Origin of the sequence: Saccharopolyspora phatthalungensis (assembly GCF_014203395.1) — a bacterium.
Taxonomy (GTDB): Bacteria; Actinomycetota; Actinomycetes; order Mycobacteriales; family Pseudonocardiaceae; genus Saccharopolyspora; species Saccharopolyspora phatthalungensis.
Genome location: NZ_JACHIW010000001.1, coordinates 3,980,729 through 4,002,937, shown reverse-complemented (window position 1 = coordinate 4,002,937; position 22,209 = coordinate 3,980,729). Strand labels below are relative to the sequence as shown.

The window sequence follows — 22,209 nt, the reverse complement described above, 5'->3', positions numbered from 1 at the left end:
CAGCACACGGGCGGACGGACGGCATACTGGGGCGAGCCGTGGGGGCTGGAAGACGACACCGCCGACTCGAAGAGGTGCACAGACGCGTGTGCGGTCTGCTTGGACTCATCTGTCCCACCGAAGAGAACGCTGGCTTCGCCGTGAACGCGGTGGCCAATGCGCTGCCGTGTCAACGACACCGGGGCCCGGACGAAAGTGATACCTGGCACGGTGGTGAGGTGGTCTTCGGCTTCAACCGGCTGTCGATCATCGACCTGGAGCATTCGCACCAGCCGTTGACCTGGGGCCCGCCGGAGACCCCGCAGCGCTACACCATCAACTTCAACGGTGAGATCTACAACTACCTCGAACTGCGCGCCGAGCTGATCGAGCGGTTCGGGGCCCGGTTCACCACCGACGGTGACACCGAGGTCATCGTGGCCGCCTACCACTACCTGGGCACCTCGGTGGTCGGGCGGCTGCGCGGCATGTTCGCGTTCCTGATCTGGGACCACGAACGCAAGGTGGTCTTCGGGGCGCGCGACCCGTTCGGCATCAAGCCGCTGTTCTACGCGGCCGGGCCGGGCGGGGTGGCCTTCGCCAGCGAGAAGAAGAGCCTGCTGAGCCTGGCCAACACGCTGCGGATCTCCGAGGAGCTGGACCACAAGGCGCTGCAGCACTACCTGGTGCTGCAGTACGTGCCGGAGCCGGAATCGCTGCACCGGCAGATCCGCCGCATCGAGTCGGGCACCTCGTTCACGGTGTCCCCCGGCGGTGAGCTGGTCACCGAGCGGTACTTCCAGCCGAACTTCAGCTCCAGGCCGGTCAACACCGACGCCGACGCGCGCCGGCTGCACGACGAGATCGTCGATGTGATGCGCGACTCGGTCGCCAAGCACATGCGCGCCGACGTCACGGTCGGCTCGTTTCTGTCCGGCGGCATCGACTCCACGGCGATCGCGGCGCTGGCCAAGGAGCACAACCCGAACCTGATCACCTTCACCACCGGTTTCGAGCGGCAGGGCTACTCGGAGGTGGACGTGGCCGCCGAGTCGGCCGCGGCGATCGGGGTCAAGCACGTGGTTCGCACCGTCTCCGCCGAGGAGATGATGGAGACCCTGCCGCTGATCGTCTGGTACCTGGACGACCCGGTGGCCGACCCGGCGCTGGTGCCGCTGTGGTTCATCGCCCGCGAGGCCCGCCAGCACGTCAAGGTGGTGCTTTCCGGTGAGGGCGCCGACGAACTGTTCGGCGGCTACACGATCTATCGCGAGCCGCTATCGCTGGCGCCGTTCGAGAAGGTGCCGGGTGCGCTGCGCAAAGCGATGGGCCGGGTGTCCACCGCGATCCCGGAGGGCGTGCGCGGCAAGGACCTGCTGCGCCGTGGCGCGCTCAGCCTGGAGGAGCGCTACTACGGCAACGCGCGTATCTTCCGCGACGACCAACTGCGCAGCGTGATGCGCGGGTTCGACCCCGGGGTTTCGCACAAGGACGTCACGGCCGACCCGTACCGGCAGTCGGCGAGCTGGGACCCGGTGACCCGGATGCAGCACGTGGACCTGTTCACCTGGCTACGCGGCGACATCCTGGTCAAGGCGGACAAGGTGACGATGGCCAATTCCCTGGAACTGCGGGTGCCGTTCCTGGACGCGGAGGTGTTCCGGGTCGCCAGCACCATCCCGCTGGAGCAGAAGATCACCCGGGAGACCACGAAGTACGCGCTGCGGCAGGCGCTTTACCAGGTGGTGCCCGCGCACGTGCTCAACCGGCGCAAGCTCGGGTTTCCGGTGCCGATCAAGCACTGGTTGCGCGACGAGATGCACGACTGGGCGCGCAACATCATCCAGCAGTCGCAGACCGATCACCTGCTCAACCGCACGGCGGTGCTGCAGTTGCTGGAGGAGCACCGCTCCGGCGTGCTCGACCACAGCCGCCGCCTATGGGCGTTGCTGGTGTTCATGCTCTGGCACGGGATCTTCATCGAGGGTCGCCTGTCGCCCGAGGTCCCGGAACCCCACTACCCGGTCCGGCTCTGACGAGGTGGCGATTTCGATGGAAGACAACGCGCCGATTTCCATTGAAATCGCCAAGGCCGGTCGCTACTAGGCTGGGTGGCATGAACGCGTTCCGCCTCAGCGGCCCACCGATGATCCTGGACGGGGGCCTGGCCACCGAACTGGAGGCACAGGGCCACGACCTCTCCGACGCGTTGTGGTCGGCGCGCCTGCTGGCGGACGCACCGGAGGAGATCGTCGCAGCGCATGCTGCGTTTTTCCGGGCTGGCGCGGCGATCGCGACGACCGCGAGCTACCAGGCGAGCTTCGAGGGTTTCGCCGAGCGCGGCATCGAACGCACCGAGGCCGCGAAGCTGATGCGGCGGAGCGTGGAACTGGCCCGGTTGGCTGGTGAGGTCGAGCCGGGACGGCACCGCTGGGTGGCCGCGTCGATCGGCCCGTACGGCGCGGTGCTCGCGGACGGCTCGGAGTACCGGGGCCGCTACGGGCTGACGAAGCGCGAACTGCACGACTTCCACCGGCCTCGCTTAGAGGTGCTGGCGGAGGCGTGTCCGGACGTCTTCGCCCTGGAGACGATCCCGGATATCGACGAGGCGGAAGCGCTGGTGGAAGCGGTCGCCGACCTAGACATCCCGGCCTGGCTGTCGTTCACGATCAGCGGCGAGCAGACCCGGGCCGGCCAGCCGCTGGCGAACGCCTTCGAGGCGGCGGCGGGCAGCGACGCGGTCATCGCGGTGGGCGTCAACTGCTCGGCGCCCGACGATGTGCTGTCCGCCATTGAAACCGCCCGCGCCGCAACGGAAAAGCCAATCGTGGTCTACCCCAATAGCGGAGAGGGCTGGGACGCGCAGCGCCGCGCATGGACGGGCCGCTCCCGGGTGTCGGTCGAGCAGGCCCGGAGTTGGCGCGCGGCGGGCGCGCAGGTGATCGGCGGTTGCTGCCGGGTGCGCCCGGAGGACATCGCGGCGGTGGCGGACGCATTGACCGATCCGGCTGCCTGATCCGACGATCCGCCCGACGCCGACCGGGAAGCACCCGGCCGCCTCGGCGTACGGCAGTTCCATGATCAGGCTCCCCGCCGGTCGCAGCGCCAGCAGCGATCCGATCCGGCGGCGCAGTTCGTGCGACTGGAAGATCAGTCGAGCAGCGGGGCGACCTCCGCCGCCGCGTCGGGGCCGTAGGCGTCGGCGAAGCGCTTGTGCGCGCGGCCGTGGTCGAGGGTCCACTCCTGCGTCCCGGTCACTTCCAGGACGTGCACCGCGAGCAGCGATCCCAGCTGCGCGGCGCGTTCCAGGGACAGCCCGGTCTGGACAGCAGCGAGGAAACCGGCCCGGAAGCCGTCGCCCACGCCGGTCGGATCGACTTTCTCGCGCTCGGGAACCGGCGGCACCAGCAGCCGCTCGCCGTCGGCGACGACCTCCGCCCCCTTCGCGCCGAGGGTGGTGACGCGGGTGCCGACCCGCTGCCGCACGTCCGCTTCGGTCCAGCCGGTCTTCCGCAGCAGCAGACCCCACTCGTACTCGTTGCTGAACAGGTAGTCCGCGCCTTCGACCACCCGGCGGGTCTCGGCTCCGCTGAGCCGGGCGAGCTGCTGCGACGGGTCGCTGGCGAACCGGTAGCCGCGCTGCCGGCACTCGTCGGCGTGCCGCAGCATCGCGTGCGGATCGTTCGGGCTGATCAGCACCAGATCGGCACCGGTCAAGCCGATCACCGGGGCCAGCTCGATGTTGCGGGCCTCGGCCATCGCCCCGGGGTAGAAGGAGGCGATCTGGTTGAACTCCGAGTCGGTGGTGCACACGAAACGAGCCGTGTGCGCGACCTCCGAGACGTGCACGCCCATGCAGTTCACGCCGTTGCGCTCCAGCCAAGACCGGTAGTCGGCGAAGTCGTCGCCCACGGCGCCGACAAGCACCGGCCGCTGCCGCAGCACGCCCAGCGCGAAGGCGATGTTGGCCGCGGCGCCGCCACGCCGGACCACCAGCCCGTCAACTAGGAAGCTCAGCGACACCTGATCCAGGCTGTCGGCAACGAGTTGTTCGGTGAACCGGCCGGGGAAGTGCATCAGGTGATCGGTCGCGATGCTTCCGGTGACGGCGACTGGCACGGCGGAACTCCTGGCGGGAGAAGGCTTGCACGGTGGGGCCTAGGCCAATACACCACGCCGGACAGGGACTCGCGACCCGCAGCGGCGCTACCGCCTACATCGCCCAGCGTGTGCACCGGAGCAACGATGTCTGCCCGGCTCGGCCGCGTGCCGGGTGGGCGACGGACAATGGCGGCATGCGCGAAGTGGAGATCCGGGACGACATGATCCGGCTAGGGCAGTTGCTGAAGCTGGCCGGCCTCGTCGAACACGGTGCGGAGGCGAAGGCACTGCTGGAGGACGGCCAGGTCGAGGTCAACGGCGCGGTCGAAACCCGCCGCGGCAAGCAACTGGTCGAGGGCGACGAGATAGTGCTGGGCGGTGAGGTCGTCCGGGTCGTGGCCCACTGAAGCCGAGGCTGCCGCAGAACCACCAGCCCTGAGCAGCAGAAAGGCCGGGGCCCGAAGGGCACCGGCCTCATGCCAGATCGGCCTGCTCGATCAGTGGAACGAGTCACCGCAGGCGCACGACCCGCCCGCGTTCGGGTTGTCAATGGTGAAGCCCTGCTTCTCGATGGAATCGACGAAGTCGATCACCGCGCCCTGCAGGTAGGGAGCGCTCATCCGGTCGACGACCACACCAAGGCCCTCGAAGTCCCGTCGCGCGTCGCCGTCGAGGGTGCGCTCGTCGAAGAAGAGCTGGTAGCGCAGGCCTGCGCAGCCACCGGGCTGGACGGCGATGCGCAAGTGCATGTCGTCACGGCCCTCTTGGTCCAGCAGGGCCTTGGCCTTGTGGGCGGCCGCGTCGGTCAACGTGACACCGTGGGCGGGCGCCTCGCTCTCGGTCGTGGTGTTCGGGGCGGTCATGGACTCTCCCTAGAGGTCTCGCATCCGATTCCGGCGTGAGGTGCAACCACACCCGGAGCCGGGCTATTCCCACGGGCGCCGCCCGGGGGACGTACGTCTTGTCTCCTCTGCCTATGGTGGCACAGCTAGCTACCGAGCTGGTGTGACATGGCTGCCTGATGTCGGATCCGCCGCCGCCCTCCGGTCTGCTGCAGCCCCGACCAGGGCGTCGAATACCCTGGAGGAGTGAGGTTCCTTCGCCGTAGCAGCGCTGAGCAGACCGCCACCACCGACACCGAGACCGGTCAGGCTGCGGCGGACCATGCCCCCAATCGCACCCCCAAGAAGGGCAAGCCGACCCCGAAGCGCCGAGAGGCCGAGGGCAAGCGGCGCGGCCCGGTTCCGCCGCCGCCGAAGACGCAGCGGGAGGCGATCAAGCGGTCCCGCGGCAACAAGGAAGAGCGCAGGCAGGCGGCGAAAGAACGTCGCGAGCGGATGATGCAGGGCGACGACCGCTACCTGATGCCCCGCGACAAGGGCCCGGTGCGCGCCTACGTCCGCGACCTGGTCGATACCCGTCGGCACCTGATGGGCATGTTCATGCCGCTGGTGCTGATCGTGTTCGCCACCACGCTGGCGCAGAACCTGGTGCTCCAGCAGTACGCGACGCTGGCGTGCATGGTGCTGCTGGTGATGATGGTCGTCGAGGGCACCCTGCTCGGCCGGTACGTGAACAAGCGGGTGCGCGCGAAATTCCCGGACGCCAAGGACCGCCCCTTCTCGCTGGGCTGGTACGCCTTCGCACGGGCCATGCAGATCCGCAAGCTGCGGGTCCCCCGCCCCCGCTACACCCCCAAGGATCTGGCCAAACTCGGCTGATCCCCAGCGCACGACCTTTGACCCCGGCGACGTGCCCTGCCCGCACCGCGACGGCCGTCACAACGGCCGCAGCGATTCGGTCGATCTCGCCGGGCTCCAGGTAGCGTCGCTGCGACGTCGTAGGCACGGGGACCGGAGGTTTCATCGGTGGCAGTTCGCACGCTCGTGCTCGGCGGTGCCCGGTCCGGCAAGTCCGCGCATGCCGAGGGGTTGCTGCCGGAGTCCGCACCCGTCACCTACGTCGCGACCGCGCGTCGTGATCCGGACGACCCCGAGTGGGCCGAACGGATCGCCACGCACGTCGCACGGCGGCCGGGCACCTGGCGCACCGTGGAAGCCGGGGACGCCGACTCGCTGCGCCGCGTGCTGGCCGACGTCGACGCCGAGGCGACAGTGCTGGTAGACGACCTGGCGACCTGGCTGACCGCAGTGCTCGACGACGCCGGTGCGTGGGATCGCGATCCGGCCGCGCTGTCGGCGGTGGCCGGGCACTGCACCCGGTTGGTCGAGGCGGTCGCGGGGTGCGCCGCGCGGTTGGTGATCGTTTCCGCCGAAGTCGGGCTCGGGGTCGTGCCGGCGACCAGGTCTGGCAGATTGTTCCGGGACGAACTGGGCTCGCTCAACGCGCGGCTCGCCGAGGTGTGCGACGAGGTCGTCCTGCTCGTGGCCGGACAGCCACTTCGACTGCGCTGAATCACGGAGGTTTTCGCTTGTCCACCGACCAGAACCAGCCCGGCCCGACCGGGTTCCCGGCGGTACCGGCCCCCGATGAGCAGACCCGGCGGCAGGCGGTCGCCCGGCACGAGCAGTTGACCAAGCCGGCCGGTTCGCTGGGGCGGCTGGAGGAACTCGGGGTCTGGGTCGCGGCCCGGCAGGGCAGCTGCCCGCCGCGCCCGTTCACCCGCCCCCGCGTGGTCATCTTCGCCGGGGACCACGGCATCGCGGCGCACGGCGTCTCGGCCTACCCCAGCGAGGTGACCGGCCAGATGGTCGGCAACTTCCTCAGCGGCGGCGCGGCGGTGAATGTGCTGGCTTCGAACGCGGGGGCGACGGTGCGAGTGGTGGACATGGCCGTCAACACCGACACCCCACCGGTGATCAGCGCGCACAAGGTGCGGCGCGGGTCGGGTGCGATCGACCGCGAGGACGCCCTCACCGCCGCCGAGGCGGACGCCGCCGTCAACGCCGGACGCACCATCGCCGACGAGGAGGTGGACTCCGGCGCCGACCTGCTGATCGCCGGGGACATGGGCATCGGCAACACCACCCCGGCCGCGGTGCTGATCGCCGCGCTCACCGGGACCGAGCCGGTGGCGGTGGTCGGCCGCGGGACCGGTATCGACGACAACGCCTGGATGCGCAAGACCGCCGCGATCCGGGACGCGCTGCGTCGCGCCCGCAAGGTGCTGAACGACCCGGTGGCGTTGCTGCGGACCTCGGCAGGGGCCGACATCGCCGCGCTGGCCGGGTTCCTGGCGCAGGCGGCGGTGCGGCGCACCCCGGTGCTGCTCGACGGGGTCGTGGTGGGCGCGGCCGCACTGGTCGCCGAGGAGCTCGCACCCGGCGCGCGCCAGTGGTGGCTGGCCGGGCACCGCTCCGCCGAACCCGGTGGTCCGCTGGTGCTCGACCATCTCGATCTCACCCCGGTTCTCGATCTGCAGATGCGCCTGGGCGAGGGCTCCGGGGCGCTGACCGCGCTGCCGGTGGTGACCGCGGCGGTGCGGGTGCTCGGCGAGATGGCGACCTTCGCCGAGGCTGGCGTCGGCGGCCCCACCGAAGCCGAGGCGACCGGACCGACGGCGTGATGGCGTGACCTTGGACGGCCTGCGCCTGGCGGTGTCGTGGCTCAGCGTGCTGCCGGTGCCGGCCCAGCGCGTTGATGACCGCACCTGCCGCCAGGCGATCTCCTTCGCTCCGCTGGTCGGCGCCCTGGTCGGCGGCTTCGGCGCCGCCGCGCTCTGGGCGCTGACCGCTCTCGGCAGCCCGCCGCTGCTGGCCGGTTTGCTCACCGTCGCGGTGTTGGTGCTGGTCACGCGGGGTATGCACGTGGATGGCCTGGCGGACACGGTGGATGGCCTCGGCTGCTATGGGCCGCCGGATCGCGCGCTGAGCGTGATGCGTGACGGCGGCGCCGGGCCGTTCGCGGTGGTCGCGCTGATCCTCGTGCTCGGTGTCCAAGCGGTCAGCCTCGCCGAACTGGTGGATGCGCCGCTCACGGTCGTCCTGGCTTGCGCGGTCGGCCGTGCGGGATTCGTGCTGTGCTGCCGCGCCGGCGTACCAGCCGCGCGCCCGGAAGGCATGGGGGCCTTGGTGGCGAGCACTCAACCGACCTGGCTGGTCACGGCCTGGTGGCTGGCGCTGTTCGCGGTGGCGGTACTTGGCTTCGGCTGGCATGCGGCGGTCGCGGTAGCCCTCGCCGCAGCGCTGCTGCTCGCCCTCACCTGGCACGCCCGACGCCGGTTCGGCGGGATCACCGGGGACGTCCTTGGCGCAGCCTCGGAGCTCGCCACTACCGCCATCCTCGCGGGCGCGGCACTCGGCTGACCATCCCGGTCAGCGGAAAGAGAGGGGCACCCTTCGCCCGCTTGGTCGAGGGTGCCCCAGCCGCAAACGGCACGTCAGTCGAGCTTGGTCATCCAGCCGTGGGTGTCGGCGACCGTGCCGTGCTGGATGCCGGTCAGACGCTCGCGCAGCGTCATCGTCACCTCGCCCGGCTGGCCGTCGCCGATGGCGAACTCGCCGTCGCGGTGCTTGACGTGGCCGACCGGGGTGATGACCGCGGCGGTGCCGCAGGCGAACACCTCGGTGATCTCACCGGCTGTGGCCTTCTTCTCCCACTCCTCGACGGTGATCCGCCGCTCCTCCACCTGCATGCCCAGCTCGCGGCCCAGCTCCAGCAGCGACGAGCGGGTCACGCCGGGCAGCAGGCTGCCGCTGAGCGACGGGGTCACCAGGCGGGTGTCCGAACCGGACCCGTACACGAAGAACAGGTTCATGCCGCCCATTTCCTCGACCACATGCCGCTCGCACGCGTCCAGCCACACCACCTGGTCGCAGCCCTGCTCCACGGCCTCGGCCTGCGCGAGGAAGGACGCGGCGTAGTTGCCCGCGAACTTCGCCGCACCGGTGCCGCCGGGCGCCGCGCGCACGTACTCGTGGCTGAGCCACACGGTGACCGGCTTGATGCCGCTGGCGAAGTACGAACCGGCCGGGGAGGCGATCAGCGCGTACAGGTAGGCGTTGGACGGGTGGTTGACCCCGAGGCCGACCTGGGTAGAGATCATGAACGGCCGCAGGTACAGCGAGCTCTCCTCGGCGGTGGGCACCCAGCCGCGGTCCACCGCGACCAGCTCCCGCAGCGACTCAAGGAACAACTCCTCGGGCAACCGCGCCATCGCGATCCGCTGCGCCGAGCGCTGGAACCGCCGCGCGTTCTCGTCCGGGCGGAACGCGGCGATCGAACCGTCGGGCTGGTGGTATGCCTTGAGGCCCTCGAAGATCGCCTGCGCGTAGTGCAGGACCGAGGTCGCCGGGTCGAGCTCCAGCGAGTGGTACGGCTCCACGGCCGCGTCGTGCCAACCTCGGTCCTCGGTCCACTTAATCGTCACCATGTGATCGGTGAAGTACCGTCCGAACCCGGGATTCGCCAATACTTCCGCCCGGCGCTCGTCGCTGGCCGGTTGCGGGTTGGGGGTCCGGGTGAAAGACAGCGCTTCAGTCATGCGCGTACCGTATCGCGCGCTTCAGAGCAGTGGAAACCGGATCTCCAGAACTTGGTCGTCCAAGTATCTGGCACCGCTTACGGAATGCTGAGGCGACGCCACCGATGGTGACGACGGCGCTGGAACCGGGTAATCCGACGCTTATGATGTGGCCATGACGCAGGCCCAGAACACCCCGGTCCCGGCGGGGCCCACGACGACGTCCCAGGACGTGCTGGCCGCCACCCTGGCGGCACTGATGCCGCTGGGCGGCGGCATGCTGATCATGCTCGGATACACGTGGATCGGCGTCTTCGGCGCGATCCTGGGCGCGGCCGGGGCCGTCGGATGGGCCTTCTGGTGGCGCAACAAGCACAAGGTGTTCTTTCCCGCTGATCTGCGCGGCGGCTCGGTCGGCGGGGTCGGCGCCCTGGTCGCCGTGATCGGCGTGCTGCTGTTCATCGCGGTCTGACGAGTCGGGTTCCGGATCGCATCGGCCGTGGCCTTCCGGGCCGTCACGGTTACCCGGAAGGCCACGGCCCGGCCCTCAAGCGAGCAGCAGTCCCTCCGGGAGGGACGGTAGTGCCCACTCCGGATCGGGTCGGGCGTCGCAATAGGTGCCATCGAACGGGAAGCGGCCCGCCTCGGCCAGCGCGATCATGCGTTCGCCCTCGGCCTGCAGCCGGCTCAGGTGGCGCTCATCGAACCGCCCGGCGGCCAGTGCATCGGGTACTTCGTTCTCGTCCTTCCAGGACCAGCACCCGTCCGGGAACACCTCGACGTCCAGCACCCCGTCGACGCGCCGGACTCCGGTGGCGTCCCGCCCCCACGGCACTTCCAGATTCACGTACCAGTTGCGGAAGGTGCCGTCGGGTTCGAAGAACCACCAGACCGAAGCCCAGCGGTGCTCGAACACCAGGCGCAGCGTCGAGGTGCCGCGCCAAGTCGACTTTGCCGGCACCCGCGGGCCGTTGAAGCGTTCGGACAACGGCATCTGGCGCGGCGACCGGCCGTCCGGGGAGGTGGTGATCCGGATCGGTGTGCCGTCCAGAACCCAGCACAACAGCTGATCACCGTCATCAGCGACGACCCGTGCCGGATGGACGGTGCCGAGCGAGTCGTCAAGCCGCCAAAAGCTGTAGAGCACTTCCCCGCCGGGCGCCCATTTCAGCGTTTCACCGGAAGTTTTCAGGGATATGTTGCCAACACTCGTATTGGGCATGACCCCGCCTTAGCTCCAGCGACGGGATAGCCCTCCCGTCGCCAAAGGACCGATTACAACGACAACAAGCGTCGCAAGCATCGCAGAAATCGGCATGCTCATCGCGAGAACGACAGATAACCCCATACCCAGGCATGCCGCGCGCATCGGCCAGGTGTGGTCCTCGGCCAGCAGGAGCCGGGACCCGGCATTGACGAAGGCGTAGTACACGAGCAGGCAGCAGGACGCGACGGCCATCGCCGGAACGGGTTCGACCAGTATGGCCACCACGGCGGCGGCGACACCGGCGGTCACGTCCAGCAGGTAGGGCGTCCCGGCACTGCTGGTGCGCCCTAGGACCCGCGGCAGGTCGCGGTCTAGCACCAGCGCCAGCGCCGTGGAGCGGAACGACTCCAGCGCGCCCAGCAGCACCGGCAGCAGCGCCACCGCCGCACCGACTCCCACCAGGGGCGCGAGGTCGGCGGCCGCCGCGGCGGTCAGCACCTCGCGGATCGGGGTCGGCGACAGGGCCAGGCGCGACCATCCGAGCTGGTACACCAGCGCCGCGGTCACCACCGAGAGGACCACCGCGAGCGCGACCAGCGAAACCACGGTGCCGCGCTTCATCGCCGACCAGGTGTAGCGGTCCTGCTCGACGGCGGGCATCGTCAAACGCTCGAAGCCGAGGAACGCGAAGAACAGCACCCCGGCCGCGCCGGGGATGCCCACCGCGCTGTCAGCCAGCCGCGGCTCGCTCGGGATCGGCGGCACCGGTTCGATCGCGAAACAGGTCACGACGACGAGGCCGAGCACCGCGACGGTCAGCGTGAGCCAGATCCAGGCGGCCCCGCCCCGGATCCGCAGCCCGACCGTCGCCGAGAGCACGACCAGCACCAACGCCAGCGAAGCGACCTGCGGCGCTGCCGCGGGCAAGAAGAACTCGCCCACCACCCGTGCGATCGCGGCCATCGCGGCGACCTGCCCGGCCAGGTAGGCGCTGGCCCCGATCCTCGATGGCAGCACGCCCATCCGCGCCCGTACGCAGGCGTACGCCGCACCTGGCCCCGGGTAGACCACGGACTGGTGGGCGGTCGCCGACGCCGAACACGCTACGGCCACGAGCGCGACCAGCATTCCGAACGGCAGCCACGGGCCGGCTGCCGCGGCTGCGGGCGCTGGCCCCACGAAAACGCCCACGCCCAGCATCCCGCCGAGCGCGAGCGGTAGTGCCCCCGCGCCGGATGCGAGGCGATCGCTCGATTCAACCTGTTGGGCCACGGAACCACCCTTACAGACGAACCTCGGCACGTGCAGCCGCCTCTCGGCTGACACGGTAGGCGGCGGCTGGGTGCGCCCCGCCGACCGATGTCCTGGTCGGTTTTGCGTTCGCCGGGCGTTCTAGAGTGCGAAGAGCTTTGCTGACACCGCAGCGTTGACGCCGTGACCCGGAGGATGACCACGTGACGACCCCGAAACTCGCACTCACCGACACCGCGGTGGCCAAGCTGACCGTGGACGCGCTCATCGTCGCAACCGTGCAGGGCTCCGACGGCCTGCAACTCGCCCCCGGCACCGACCAGGTCGCCGCCGCCTACGACGGAGACCTTTTGAAGGTGCTCACTTCGCTGGGCGCGACCGGCAAGGCGGACGAGGTCGTCCGGCTGCCCGCCGGAGGCAAGCTGCGCGCGGGCATCGTGGTCGCCGTCGGCCTGGGCAAGCCCGCGGCCAACGGCGGCGTTTCCGGCGAGGCGGTGCGCCGGGCATCCGGAGCCGTGGCCCGCGCGCTGAATGGCGTCGAGCACGCGGCGACGACGCTGTCCGCTCTGGACCTGTCGGCGGCCGTGCAGGGCACGGTGATGGGTGCCTACGCTTTCACGAAGTACAAGTCGCAGTCGGGCGGCGACCTGGTGTCCAAAGTGGACTTCGTGGTCGACGACGCCAAGGCCGACGCGAATGCGCACGCGCTGAAGGGCGCCACCGCGATCGGCGAGGCGGTCAACACCGCCCGCGACCTGATCAACACCCCGCCCAACGACCTGTTCCCGGCCTCCTTCGCCGAGCGCGCCGCCGAGCTCGGGCGCGCCGCGGGCCTAGAGGTCGAGGTGCTCGACGACAACGCGCTGCGCAAGCAGGGTTTCGGCGGCATCGTCGGCGTCGGCGCCGGTTCCGCCCGTCCGCCACGCCTGGTGCGGCTGCGGCACAAGGGTCCGAAGGCGACCAAGAAGGTCGCGCTGATCGGCAAGGGCATCACCTTCGACACCGGCGGCATCTCGATCAAGCCCGCCGCGAGCATGGAGGACATGACCTCGGACATGTCCGGGGCTGCCGCGGTGATCGCGACCATGCTGCTGGCGGCCCGGCTCAACTACCCGCTGGAGATCACCGCGACCGTGCCGATGGCCGAGAACATGCCGTCGGGCACCGCGTACCGCCCCGGCGACGTGCTGACGATGTACGGCGGCAAGACCGTCGAGGTGCTCAACACCGACGCCGAGGGCCGGCTGATCCTGGTCGACGCCATCACGCGCGCCTGCGAGGACGAGCCGGACTACCTGATCGAGACGTCCACGCTGACCGGGGCGCAGCTGGTGGCACTGGGCAAGCGCACCCCCGGCGTGATGGGCAGCGACGACTTCCGCGACCGGGTGGCGCGGCTGTCGCAGGCCGTCGGCGAGGGCGGCTGGCCGATGCCGCTGCCCGAGGAACTGCGCGGCGACCTGGACTCCAAGCTCGCCGACCTGGCCAACATCACCGGACACCGCTGGGGCGGGATGCTCGCGGCGGGCATCTTCATCCAGGAGTTCGTCGCCGACGACGTGCAGTGGGCACACCTGGACATCGCCGGGCCCTCCTACAACACGAACGCCCCGTGGGGTTACACGCCGAAGGGCGGCACCGGCGTCCCGGTCCGGACCATCGCCGCAGTGCTGGCCGACATCGCCGACCAGGGCTGATCGGAGAACCCTCGCAGACCCGACTCGGTCGGCCGAGGCCGGGTTTGCCGCCGGCTACTCCGCCAAGGTGGCGTATTTGTGACCCGAACCTCAAAAGGATCACCACGGCACCGCGGCGGAGTGCCACGATGGGTCGATGACCGAATCGACACCGGCCGCGCCCAACGCGGCCCGGCACGGCTACCAGGTCGATGTGGTGTGGACCGGCAATACCGGACAGGGCACCAGCTCGTACCGCAGCTACGAACGCACCCACGAGGTACGCGCGGTCGGCAAGGACGCCATCGGCGCCTCCGCGGACCCGGTCTTCCTGGGCGACGCGGACCGCTACAACCCCGAAGAGTTGCTGGTCGCATCGCTGTCGCAGTGCCACATGCTCTGGTTCCTGCATCTCGCGGCGGAGTGTGGCGTGGTGGTCACCGGCTACCACGACCACGCGCGCGGGATCCTCGCCGAGAACCCGGACGGCTCCGGGCAATTCGAGGAAGTGCAGCTGGCACCGGTGGTCACCGTGGCTGATCGGGCGAGCGTCGACGTGGCCGAAGCGCTGCACCAGCGGGCCCACGAACTCTGCTACATCGCGAAGTCGGTCACCTTCCCGGTCAACTGCGCCCCGACCACGCGCATCGCGAACTAGGGATCGGGACTTAGCTAGCCGTCGGCGGCTCGCCGGGCCCGGTCTCGGAGGATGCGCTGGCGCGCCTGGTAGTCCCGCATCCGCTGCGGGTAGCCGACCTTGGACACCTCGTAAAGCGGGATACCGATCTTGCGGGTCAGCCGGTGCGCTGCCGACGGGCCGTCCACGCGCCGCCGGGTCCACTCGCCGTCGTGCGCGATCAGCATCAGCGTCGTCTCGGTCACCGTCGTGCGCGGTTCCAGGTATCCCTCAACGCCTCGGCGCTGTGCGGCCCAGTTGATCAGGTGCTCGACGTCCCCCGAACTCGCGCCGCGCACCCCGCCGGACCGCTTCCCGCGGAACCGACCGAACAGGCCCACCGGACTCGCCTCCCGTCAGGGGATATGGAACAGCAGCCGCTCTCGACTATGCCATCACCGACATGGGGTACGTGTGAAAAACTTTCAGCCCCTTCCGGCTTCGATCGAACGCCACCGCCGTGTTCCGCGACAGTGCAGCGCAGATCACCCGGCCCACGTCGCGTCGGCGCGTCGTGTGGTGACAAGATGGCTGTCAGGCGGCCGTGACCTCTAGGTCCGGCGACGCCGTCAGCTAGTCAACGACGCCTGTCGAGGAGTGCGAAGTGACCGACACGCCCGCCGATCTGGTCATTCTCGGCGGCGGTTCGGGCGGCTACGCCTGCGCCTTCCGCGCGGCCGAGCTAGGCCTGTCCGTCGTCCTTATCGAAAAGGACAAGCTCGGAGGGACCTGCCTGCACCGAGGCTGCATCCCGACCAAGGCGCTGCTGCACGCCGCCGAGGTTGCCGACTCCGCCCGCGATGCCGACCAGTTCGGCGTCCGAGCCGCCCTCGAAGGCATCGACATCGACGGCGTCAACAAGTACAAGGACGGCATCGTCGCCAGCCTGTACAAGGGCCTGCAGGGCCTGGCCAAGGCGCACAAGGTGACCCTGGTCGAGGGCGCCGGGACCCTGGTGGACGCCAAGACCGTGGAGGTCAACGGCACCCGCTACACCGGCAAGAACGTGGTCCTGGCCACCGGCTCCTACTCCAAGACGCTGCCGGGCCTGGAATTGGGCGGCAAGATCATCGCCAGCGAGCAGGCGCTCAACCTCGACTTCGTCCCGGAGAAGGTCGTCGTGCTCGGCGGCGGCGTGATCGGCGTGGAATTCGCCAGCGTGTGGCGTTCCTTCGGCGCGGACGTGACCATCGTCGAAGCCCTCCCGAGCCTGGTTCCCAACGAGGACGAGTTCGCGTCCAAGCGCCTGGAACGTGCGTTCCGCAAGCGGGGCATCAAGTTCAAGACCGGTGTGAAGTTCACCGGCGCGCAGCAGACCGACGCCGGCGTCTCGGTGAGTCTGGAGAACGGCGAGACCTACGACGCCGACCTGCTGCTGGTCGCGGTCGGTCGCGGCCCGAACACTGCCGGGCACGGCTTCGAGGAAGTCGGCGTGCACATGGAGCGCGGCTTCGTCCGCACCGACGAGCGGCTGCGCACCAACCTGCCGGGCGTCTATGCCGTCGGCGACATCGTGCCCGGCCTGCAACTGGCGCACCGCGGTTTCCAGCAGGGCATCTTCATCGCCGAGGACATCGCCGGGCTCGTGCCGCAGGCGATCGACGAGGCCGGCATCCCGCGCGTCACCTACTGCCACCCGGAGGTCGCCTCGGTGGGCCTGACGGAGGCCGCGGCGAAGGAACAGTACGGCTCGGTGGAGACGTTCACCTACGACTTGGCCGGTAACGGCAAGAGCCAGATCCTCAAGACCCAAGGCGCGGTCAAGCTGGTCCGCGCGACCGACGGCCCGGTGGTCGGCCTGCACCTGGTCGGCGACCGCGTCGGTGAGCTCATCGGCGAGGCGCAGCTGATCTACAACTGGGAGGCCCTGCCGGAGGATGTCGCTCCGCTGGTGCACGCCCACCCCACCCAGACCGAAGCCCTGGGCGAGGCGCACCTCGCCCTGGCCGGCAAGCCGCTGCACGTGCACGGCTGACGTCGGCTCCGCAGTCAGCCAGCACCCCCCGCCCCACCCACGAGGAGTCAGCAACAGATGGCCTTCTCCGTTCAGATGCCGGCGCTAGGCGAGAGCGTCACCGAGGGAACGATCACCCGGTGGCTCAAGCAGGAGGGCGAGACCGTCGAGGTCGACGAGCCCCTGCTGGAGGTCTCCACCGACAAGGTCGACACCGAGATCCCGTCGCCCGCCGCCGGTGTGCTCCAGCGCATCATCGCCCAGGAAGACGACACCGTCGAGATCGGTGCCGAGCTCGCCGTGATCGCCGACAGCGGCGAAGCAGCGGCCCCCGAAACCCAGACCGCCCCGCAAGCCCCCGCCGCCCCCGAAGCTTCGGCCGAACCGGCGGCACCTCCGGCCGCGGAGCAGCCCGCCCCATCCCAGCCCTCGGCGCCCGCCGCCCCCGCAGCGCCGGCTGGTGGCGCGGAGGGCACGGACGTCACGATGCCGGCGCTCGGCGAGAGCGTCACCGAGGGCACCGTGACCCGGTGGCTCAAGCAGGTCGGCGAGACCGTCGAGGCCGACGAGCCGCTGTTGGAGGTGTCCACCGACAAGGTCGACACCGAGATCCCGTCGCCGGTGGCCGGCACCCTGCTGGAGATCACCGCCGGTGAGGACGAAACCATCGAGGTCGGCGCCAAGCTCGCCGTGATCGGCGCCGCTGGCGCGGTTCCAGCCCCGGCCGCGCCGCCCGAGCCCGAGCCCGAGCCCGAGCCACCCGCGCCCGTCGTCCCGGCTGAACCGGCCGCTGCGCCTGCCCCGGCTCCGGCACCGGCTCCCGCGGCAGCTGCTCCGGCCGCGCCGCCCGCCGCACCGGCACCGGCTCCGGCACCGCCCACGGCGCCGCCTGCCGAGCAAGCGCCAGCCGGTGGCGCGCCGTACGTGACGCCGCTGGTCCGCAAGATGGCCAATGAGCACGGGATCGACCTGTCCGCGATCAAGGGCAGCGGTGTCGGCGGCCGGATCCGCAAGCAGGACGTGCAGGCCGCGATCGACGCCAAGCAGGCGGCACCGGCACCCGCGGCTCCGACCCCGACCCCGGCCGCAGCGGCACCGAGCGCCCCGGCACCTACCGTGGAGCCGTCGGCGGAGGCCAAGGCGCTGCGCGGCACCACGCAGAAGATGTCCCGCCTGCGTCAGCTCTTGGCCCGCCGGATGGTCGAGTCGCTGCAGACCGCGGCGCAGCTGACCACGGTGATCGAGGTCGACGTGACCCGGATCGCCCGGCTGCGGGAGCGCGCCAAGACGGGCTTCGAGGCGGCCGAGGGCGTCAAGCTCTCGTTCCTGCCGTTCTTCGCCAAGGCCGCCGCCGAGGCACTGAAGCTGCACCCGAAGCTGAACGCCTCGATCGACGAGGAGAACAAGCAGGTCACCTACCACGGTGCCGAGCACCTGTCGATCGCGGTGGACACCGAGCGAGGCCTGGTCTCGCCGGTGATCCACGACGCCGGGGACCTCAACCTCGGCGGGCTGGCCCGCAAGATCGCCGACCTGGCGGCGCGGACCCGGAACAACAAGATCAAGCCGGACGAGCTCTCCGGTGGCACCTTCACCATCACCAACACCGGCAGCCGCGGCGCGTTGTTCGACACGCCGATCCTGAACCCGCCGCAGGTGGGCATGCTCGGCACCGGCGCGGTGGTGAAGCGCCCGGTGGTGGTGGCCGACGAGAACGGTGGCGACACCATCGCGATCCGCTCGATGGTCTACCTGGCGCTGTCCTACGATCACCGGCTGGTCGACGGCGCGGACGCCGCCCGCTTCCTATCCACGCTCAAGCAGCGGCTTGAGGAAGGCGCCTTCGAGGCCGACCTGGGCCTGTGACCTAGCAGCACGCGAAAGGCCGCCCCCCATGTGGTGGGCGGCCTTTCGCGTTCCGGTGGGACGGTTCGCACTCGGCCAACCGGTGCGGCAGGATGCCGGGCATGCGCGTGGTTGTCGCCGGTTCGTCCGGATTGATCGGTACGTCTCTGGTGGCCGCCTTGCGGCAAGCCGAGCACGACGTGGTCCGGCTGGTTCGCCGGGTTCCGGCGGCCCCCGACGAGCGGGGCTGGGATCCGGAGACCGGACAGCTCGACGCGGACGCGCTGGATGGCGCCGACGCGGTGGTGAATCTGTGCGGCGCAGGCATCGGCGACAAGCGCTGGACGCCGGAGCGAAAGCGGCAGCTGGTGCACTCCCGCGTGCGCCCGACGCGAGTGCTCGCCGAGGCCGTCGCCAAGCAGGGTGTTCCGGTTTTGGCCAACGGCTCCGCGGTGGGTTTCTACGGCGACAGCGGACCGAAGCCGGTGACCGAGGCTTCCGGACCGGGCACGGATTTCCTCGCCGACCTGTGTCGCAGATGGGAGGCCGCGACCGAACCCGCGGCGCAGGCCGGTGCCCGGGTGGTGCTGCTGCGCAGCGGTGCGGTGCTCTCGCCGGCCGGCGGGCTGCTCGGTCAGCTCCGGCCGCTGTTCGCGATGCTGCTCGGTGGCCGGTTCGGCGACGGCACCCAGTACCTGCCGTGGATCTCGCTGGATGACGAGGTCGCCGCGATCCGCTTCGTGCTGGAGCGGCCCGAGGTGGCCGGTCCGGTCAACCTCACGGGTCCGGCTCCGGTCACCAATGCGGAGTTCACCCGCGCGCTGGGCGAGGCCCTGGGGCGTCCGGCACCGTGGATCGTGCCGCGCTTCGCCCTCCGAACCGTGCTCGGCGAGCTCGCCGAGCAGGCATTGGGCGGGCAACGCGCATTGCCAACCGTGCTGGAGGCCCAGGGATTCACCTTCCAGCACCCGTCGGTCGGGGCGGCGCTGGCGGCTGCCGTCTCCTCGTGAGCCTTACGGATGTGCCGCTGGACTCGGGGCGTAGCCTAGCCGCGTGAGTCGTGCCAATACTTCGTGCCGCGCGTCCGCTGCCCCGATGGCCGTGCGTGACCTGGGAACCATCGATTACCTCTCCGCCTGGGACCTGCAGCGCGAGCTGGCCACCGGCCGCGCCGAGGAGCAGAACCCGGACACCTTGCTGCTGCTGGAGCACCCGTCGGTCTACACCGCGGGCAAGCGCACCTCGCCGGAGGACCGCCCCACCGACGGGACGCCGGTCATCGACGTCGACCGTGGTGGCAAGATCACCTGGCACGGCCCGGGCCAGATCGTCGGCTACCCGATCCTGAAGCTGGCCGACCCGATCGACGTGGTCGATTACGTGCGCCGCCTGGAGCAGGCGCTGATCTGGGTGTGCGACCGGTTCGGCCTGGAAGCGGGCCGCGTCGAGGGCCGCAGCGGGGTCTGGTTGCCCGCCGAGGACGGCCGCCCGGAGCGCAAGATCGCCGCGATCGGCATCCGGGTGCAGCGCGGCATCACGATGCACGGGCTGGAACTGAACTGCAACGCCGACCTGAGCCAGTTCGACCGGATCGTGCCATGCGGCATCGCCGACGCGGGCACCACCTCGCTGAGCCTGGAGACCGGTCGGACGGTCACCGTCGCGGAGACGATGCCGCTGGTCCAGCAGGGTGTGTTCGACGCGCTGGAGGGCACGTTGCCGGTCAGCGAACGCAATATCCCGCGCGCGCAGCCGGCCGCCGCCGGCGTGACGCTGTCGCTGGATCCGAGCCTGCGCTGATCTGACTCGGCTGACAAACACCGCCGAGATCGCCCGCACCGACCTGGAAGTCCGCTGAGCGGCAACCTGCCGCCGGGCGCGGCAGGTGAGGGCATGTGCACCGCTTGGTCGCCCTCATCCAAGCGCTCAGAGCTGCGCGGCAACCTCTGCGGCGACCAGGTCGAGGTGATCCAGGTCGGAGAGGTCGAGGACCTGGAGGTACAGGCGGGTAATGCCGGTGCGCTCCCGCCAAGTCCCGATCTTGGCGACGACCTCGTCGGGCGTCCCGGCCAAGCCGTTGAGGCGCAGTTCCTCGACCTCCCAGCCGATGGCGTCAGCTCGGCGGGCGAGCTCGGCGTCGTTCTTGCCCACGCACAGCACCAGCGCCGCAGACCGCACGATGTCCTCGTGCGGCCGACCGATCGCGGCGCACGCCTCGGCCACCCGCTCGAACTGCTTCGCGGCCGTGTCGATGTCGACGAACGGCAAATTGAACTCGTCGGCGAACCGGGCGGCCAGCTTCGGCGTCCGCTTCTTGCCCTGCCCACCGATCAGCAGTGGCGGCCGGGGCCGCTGCACCGGCTTGGGCAACGCCGGCGATTCGGCCAGCTGGTAGTACTCGCCGTCGTACCGGAAGTGCTCGCCGACCGGTGTTTCCCACAGCCCGGTGATGATCTCCAGTTGCTCGGCGTAGCGGTCGAACCGCTCCTTCAACGACGGGAACGGAATGCCGTAGGCGGTGTGCTCCTGCTCGTACCAGCCGGTGCCGAGGCCGAGCTCGATGCGCCCGCCGGACATCTGGTCGACCTGGGCGACCGAGATCGCCAGCGGGCCGGGCGACCGGAAGGTGGCGGCCGTCATCAGCGTGCCCAGCCGCAACCGGCTGGTCTCGCGGGCCAGCCCGGCCAGCGTCACCCAGGCGTCGGTCGGGCCGGGCTCGCCGGACACCGATCCCATCTTCAGGTAGTGGTCGGAGCGGAAGAACCCGTCGTAGCCGGTCGTTTCCGCGTGCTTGGCCACGCGCAGCAAGTCGTCGTAGGTCGCGCCCTGCTGGGGCTCGGTGAAGATCCGCAACTTGAAGAGTTCGCTCACGGCCAACGAGGCTAGTGGTGGGGCCTTACCGACGCCGACCACTCGGCCGCCCCAGGTGGTCCGCAACACAGTGCGGGCCAGCGCCGCGCTTCCCGGCTGGGCCGGAGTTCTTCCGGCGGCGGTTCCGGCAAGTCGGCCCTGGTAGTGACCGTTCTCACCATTTCAGACCGCAGGTACCGGGGGCGTAGCCTGTCGTCGTGACTGTCGCGCCGGAGGGTCGGAAGCTGCTGCGGCTGGAGGCCCGCAACAGCCAGACGCCGATCGAGAAGAAGCCGTCGTGGATCAAGACCCGCGCACGGATGGGCCCCGAATACCAGGAGCTGAAGGGCCTCGTTCGCCGCGAGGGCCTGCACACCGTCTGCGAGGAGGCGGGCTGCCCCAACATCTTCGAGTGCTGGGAGGACCGGGAGGCGACCTTCCTCATCGGCGGTGACCAGTGCACCCGCCGCTGCGACTTCTGCCAGATCGACACCGGGAAACCGGCCGAGCTCGACGTCGAGGAGCCGCGCCGGGTCGCCGAGTCGGTGCAAGCGATGGGCCTGCGCTACTCGACCGTCACCGGTGTCGCCCGCGATGACCTGCCCGACGGCGGCGCGTGGCTGTACGCCGAAACGGTCCGGCAGATCCACGGGTTGAACCCGGGCACCGGAGTAGAGCTGCTCATCCCGGACTTCAACGCCGACCCGGACCAACTCGCCGAGGTGTTCGGCTCCCGGCCGGAGGTGCTCGCGCACAACCTGGAGACCGTGCCGAGCGTCTTCCGCCGGATCCGGCCCGGCTTCCGCTACGAGCGGTCGCTGAAGGTGCTCTCGATGGCCCGCGAGGCGGGGCTGGTGACCAAGTCGAACCTGATCCTGGGCATGGGCGAGACGCCGGAAGAGGTGCGCCCGGCGCTGCAGGACCTGCACGACGCGGGCTGCGACATCATCACCATCACGCAGTACCTGCGGCCCAGCCCGCGGCACCACCCGGTGGACCGGTGGGTCAAGCCGGAGGAGTTCGTGGAGCACACCAAGGCGGCCGAGGAGATCGGGTTCCCCGGAGTGATGGCGGGTCCGCTGGTGCGCTCCAGCTACCGAGCCGGTCGCCTGTACGCCAAGGCCACCGTGCACCGCGGCATGCCGCTCCCGGAGAACCTCGCGCACCTGGCCCAGGCCGGCACCGCCGCGCAGGAAGCGAGCAGCCTGCTCTCCCGCTAACGGCGAAATCGGCGGGCTCTGGAGCCGA

General features: G+C 70.2%; 22 protein-coding genes. 15 read left to right on the top strand and 7 right to left on the bottom strand.

Annotated features, from left to right (window positions below):
- Positions 1-86: 86 nt before the first annotated feature.
- Positions 87-2,015, top strand: a complete 1,929-nt coding sequence (gene asnB / locus BJ970_RS18400; RefSeq protein ID WP_184727386.1) for an asparagine synthase (glutamine-hydrolyzing) — start codon at positions 87-89, stop codon at positions 2,013-2,015.
- Between the two features lie 80 nt (positions 2,016-2,095).
- Complete coding sequence (gene mmuM / locus BJ970_RS18395) at positions 2,096-2,995, top strand: homocysteine S-methyltransferase (RefSeq protein ID WP_221467222.1); 900 nt, start codon at positions 2,096-2,098, stop codon at positions 2,993-2,995.
- Between the two features lie 134 nt (positions 2,996-3,129).
- Here the strand turns inward: mmuM and BJ970_RS18390 are convergent, their stop codons facing one another.
- The gene (locus tag BJ970_RS18390; RefSeq protein ID WP_184729193.1) at positions 3,130-4,056 is read right to left on the bottom strand and encodes a carbohydrate kinase family protein; all 927 of its coding nucleotides are present in this window, start codon (positions 4,054-4,056) and stop codon (positions 3,130-3,132) included.
- A 218-nt stretch (positions 4,057-4,274) separates the two neighbouring features.
- Here BJ970_RS18390 and BJ970_RS18385 point away from each other — a divergent pair, with 218 nt between their 5' ends.
- Positions 4,275-4,487 carry an RNA-binding S4 domain-containing protein gene (locus BJ970_RS18385; RefSeq protein ID WP_184727385.1) on the top strand — a complete coding sequence of 71 codons (213 nt, stop codon included), beginning with the start codon at positions 4,275-4,277 and terminating at the stop codon, positions 4,485-4,487.
- A 90-nt stretch (positions 4,488-4,577) separates the two neighbouring features.
- On the opposite strand, the gene BJ970_RS18380 is transcribed toward BJ970_RS18385, so the two are convergent.
- Positions 4,578-4,943, bottom strand: coding sequence for a HesB/IscA family protein (locus tag BJ970_RS18380; RefSeq protein WP_184727384.1), 366 nt, complete (start codon positions 4,941-4,943; stop codon positions 4,578-4,580).
- 225 nt (positions 4,944-5,168) lie between these two features.
- On the opposite strand from BJ970_RS18380, the gene BJ970_RS18375 reads away from it, so the two are divergent.
- The 4 genes from BJ970_RS18375 (at position 5,169) to cobS (ending at position 8,345) form a co-directional block, all read left to right on the top strand.
- Complete coding sequence (locus BJ970_RS18375) at positions 5,169-5,801, top strand: DUF3043 domain-containing protein (RefSeq protein ID WP_184727383.1); 633 nt, start codon at positions 5,169-5,171, stop codon at positions 5,799-5,801.
- Positions 5,802-5,948: 147 nt separating this feature from the next.
- Complete coding sequence (gene cobU, locus BJ970_RS18370; protein ID WP_184727382.1) at positions 5,949-6,494, top strand: bifunctional adenosylcobinamide kinase/adenosylcobinamide-phosphate guanylyltransferase; 546 nt, start codon at positions 5,949-5,951, stop codon at positions 6,492-6,494.
- Between the two features lie 17 nt (positions 6,495-6,511).
- Positions 6,512-7,606 carry a nicotinate-nucleotide--dimethylbenzimidazole phosphoribosyltransferase gene (gene cobT, locus BJ970_RS18365; protein ID WP_184727381.1) on the top strand — a complete coding sequence of 365 codons (1,095 nt, stop codon included), beginning with the start codon at positions 6,512-6,514 and terminating at the stop codon, positions 7,604-7,606.
- Between the two features lie 10 nt (positions 7,607-7,616).
- Entirely contained in the window at positions 7,617-8,345 is a 729-nt protein-coding gene (gene cobS, locus BJ970_RS18360; protein ID WP_184729192.1) for an adenosylcobinamide-GDP ribazoletransferase, read from the top strand.
- A 74-nt stretch (positions 8,346-8,419) separates the two neighbouring features.
- Here cobS and BJ970_RS18355 read toward each other — a convergent pair whose 3' ends face one another.
- A complete protein-coding gene (locus tag BJ970_RS18355; protein ID WP_184727380.1) occupies positions 8,420-9,523 on the bottom strand; it encodes a branched-chain amino acid aminotransferase in 1,104 nt (367 codons plus the stop codon).
- 154 nt (positions 9,524-9,677) lie between these two features.
- On the opposite strand from BJ970_RS18355, the gene BJ970_RS18350 reads away from it, so the two are divergent.
- Positions 9,678-9,974, top strand: coding sequence for a hypothetical protein (locus BJ970_RS18350; protein ID WP_184727379.1), 297 nt, complete (start codon positions 9,678-9,680; stop codon positions 9,972-9,974).
- A 75-nt stretch (positions 9,975-10,049) separates the two neighbouring features.
- Here the strand turns inward: BJ970_RS18350 and BJ970_RS18345 are convergent, their stop codons facing one another.
- Together BJ970_RS18345 and BJ970_RS18340 are read right to left on the bottom strand one after the other, a co-directional pair.
- Entirely contained in the window at positions 10,050-10,724 is a 675-nt protein-coding gene (locus BJ970_RS18345) for a ribonuclease FAU-1 family protein (protein WP_184727378.1), read from the bottom strand.
- 9 nt (positions 10,725-10,733) lie between these two features.
- Positions 10,734-11,981, bottom strand: a complete 1,248-nt coding sequence (locus tag BJ970_RS18340; RefSeq protein WP_184727377.1) for an APC family permease — start codon at positions 11,979-11,981, stop codon at positions 10,734-10,736.
- Between the two features lie 182 nt (positions 11,982-12,163).
- On the opposite strand from BJ970_RS18340, the gene BJ970_RS18335 reads away from it, so the two are divergent.
- Positions 12,164-13,657 (top strand): leucyl aminopeptidase, encoded by a 1,494-nt coding sequence (locus BJ970_RS18335; RefSeq protein WP_184727376.1) that lies wholly within the window; start codon positions 12,164-12,166, stop codon positions 13,655-13,657.
- Between the two features lie 136 nt (positions 13,658-13,793).
- On the top strand, positions 13,794-14,294 hold the full coding sequence (locus BJ970_RS18330) for an OsmC family protein (RefSeq protein ID WP_184727375.1): 501 nt from the start codon (positions 13,794-13,796) through the stop codon (positions 14,292-14,294).
- A 14-nt stretch (positions 14,295-14,308) separates the two neighbouring features.
- On the opposite strand, the gene BJ970_RS18325 is transcribed toward BJ970_RS18330, so the two are convergent.
- Positions 14,309-14,653, bottom strand: coding sequence for an oxidoreductase (locus tag BJ970_RS18325; RefSeq protein WP_184727374.1), 345 nt, complete (start codon positions 14,651-14,653; stop codon positions 14,309-14,311).
- A gap of 263 nt (positions 14,654-14,916) precedes the next feature.
- Here BJ970_RS18325 and lpdA point away from each other — a divergent pair, with 263 nt between their 5' ends.
- The 4 genes from lpdA to lipB all read left to right on the top strand — a co-directional run bounded on the left by lpdA (position 14,917) and on the right by lipB (position 19,911).
- Positions 14,917-16,287: a dihydrolipoyl dehydrogenase gene (gene lpdA / locus BJ970_RS18320; protein WP_184727373.1), complete on the top strand. Its 1,371-nt coding sequence runs from the start codon at positions 14,917-14,919 to the stop codon at positions 16,285-16,287.
- Positions 16,288-16,344: 57 nt separating this feature from the next.
- Positions 16,345-18,132 (top strand): 2-oxoglutarate dehydrogenase, E2 component, dihydrolipoamide succinyltransferase, encoded by a 1,788-nt coding sequence (gene sucB, locus BJ970_RS18315; RefSeq protein WP_184727372.1) that lies wholly within the window; start codon positions 16,345-16,347, stop codon positions 18,130-18,132.
- 101 nt (positions 18,133-18,233) lie between these two features.
- Positions 18,234-19,121: a TIGR01777 family oxidoreductase gene (locus BJ970_RS18310; protein ID WP_184727371.1), complete on the top strand. Its 888-nt coding sequence runs from the start codon at positions 18,234-18,236 to the stop codon at positions 19,119-19,121.
- A 43-nt stretch (positions 19,122-19,164) separates the two neighbouring features.
- On the top strand, positions 19,165-19,911 hold the full coding sequence (gene lipB / locus BJ970_RS18305) for a lipoyl(octanoyl) transferase LipB (protein WP_184727370.1): 747 nt from the start codon (positions 19,165-19,167) through the stop codon (positions 19,909-19,911).
- A 126-nt stretch (positions 19,912-20,037) separates the two neighbouring features.
- Here lipB and BJ970_RS18300 read toward each other — a convergent pair whose 3' ends face one another.
- A complete protein-coding gene (locus tag BJ970_RS18300) occupies positions 20,038-20,982 on the bottom strand; it encodes an LLM class F420-dependent oxidoreductase (RefSeq protein WP_184727369.1) in 945 nt (314 codons plus the stop codon).
- Positions 20,983-21,179: 197 nt separating this feature from the next.
- Between BJ970_RS18300 and lipA the strand changes: the two genes are divergently transcribed.
- Entirely contained in the window at positions 21,180-22,181 is a 1,002-nt protein-coding gene (gene lipA / locus BJ970_RS18295) for a lipoyl synthase (protein ID WP_184727368.1), read from the top strand.
- Positions 22,182-22,209: the final 28 nt, after the last annotated feature.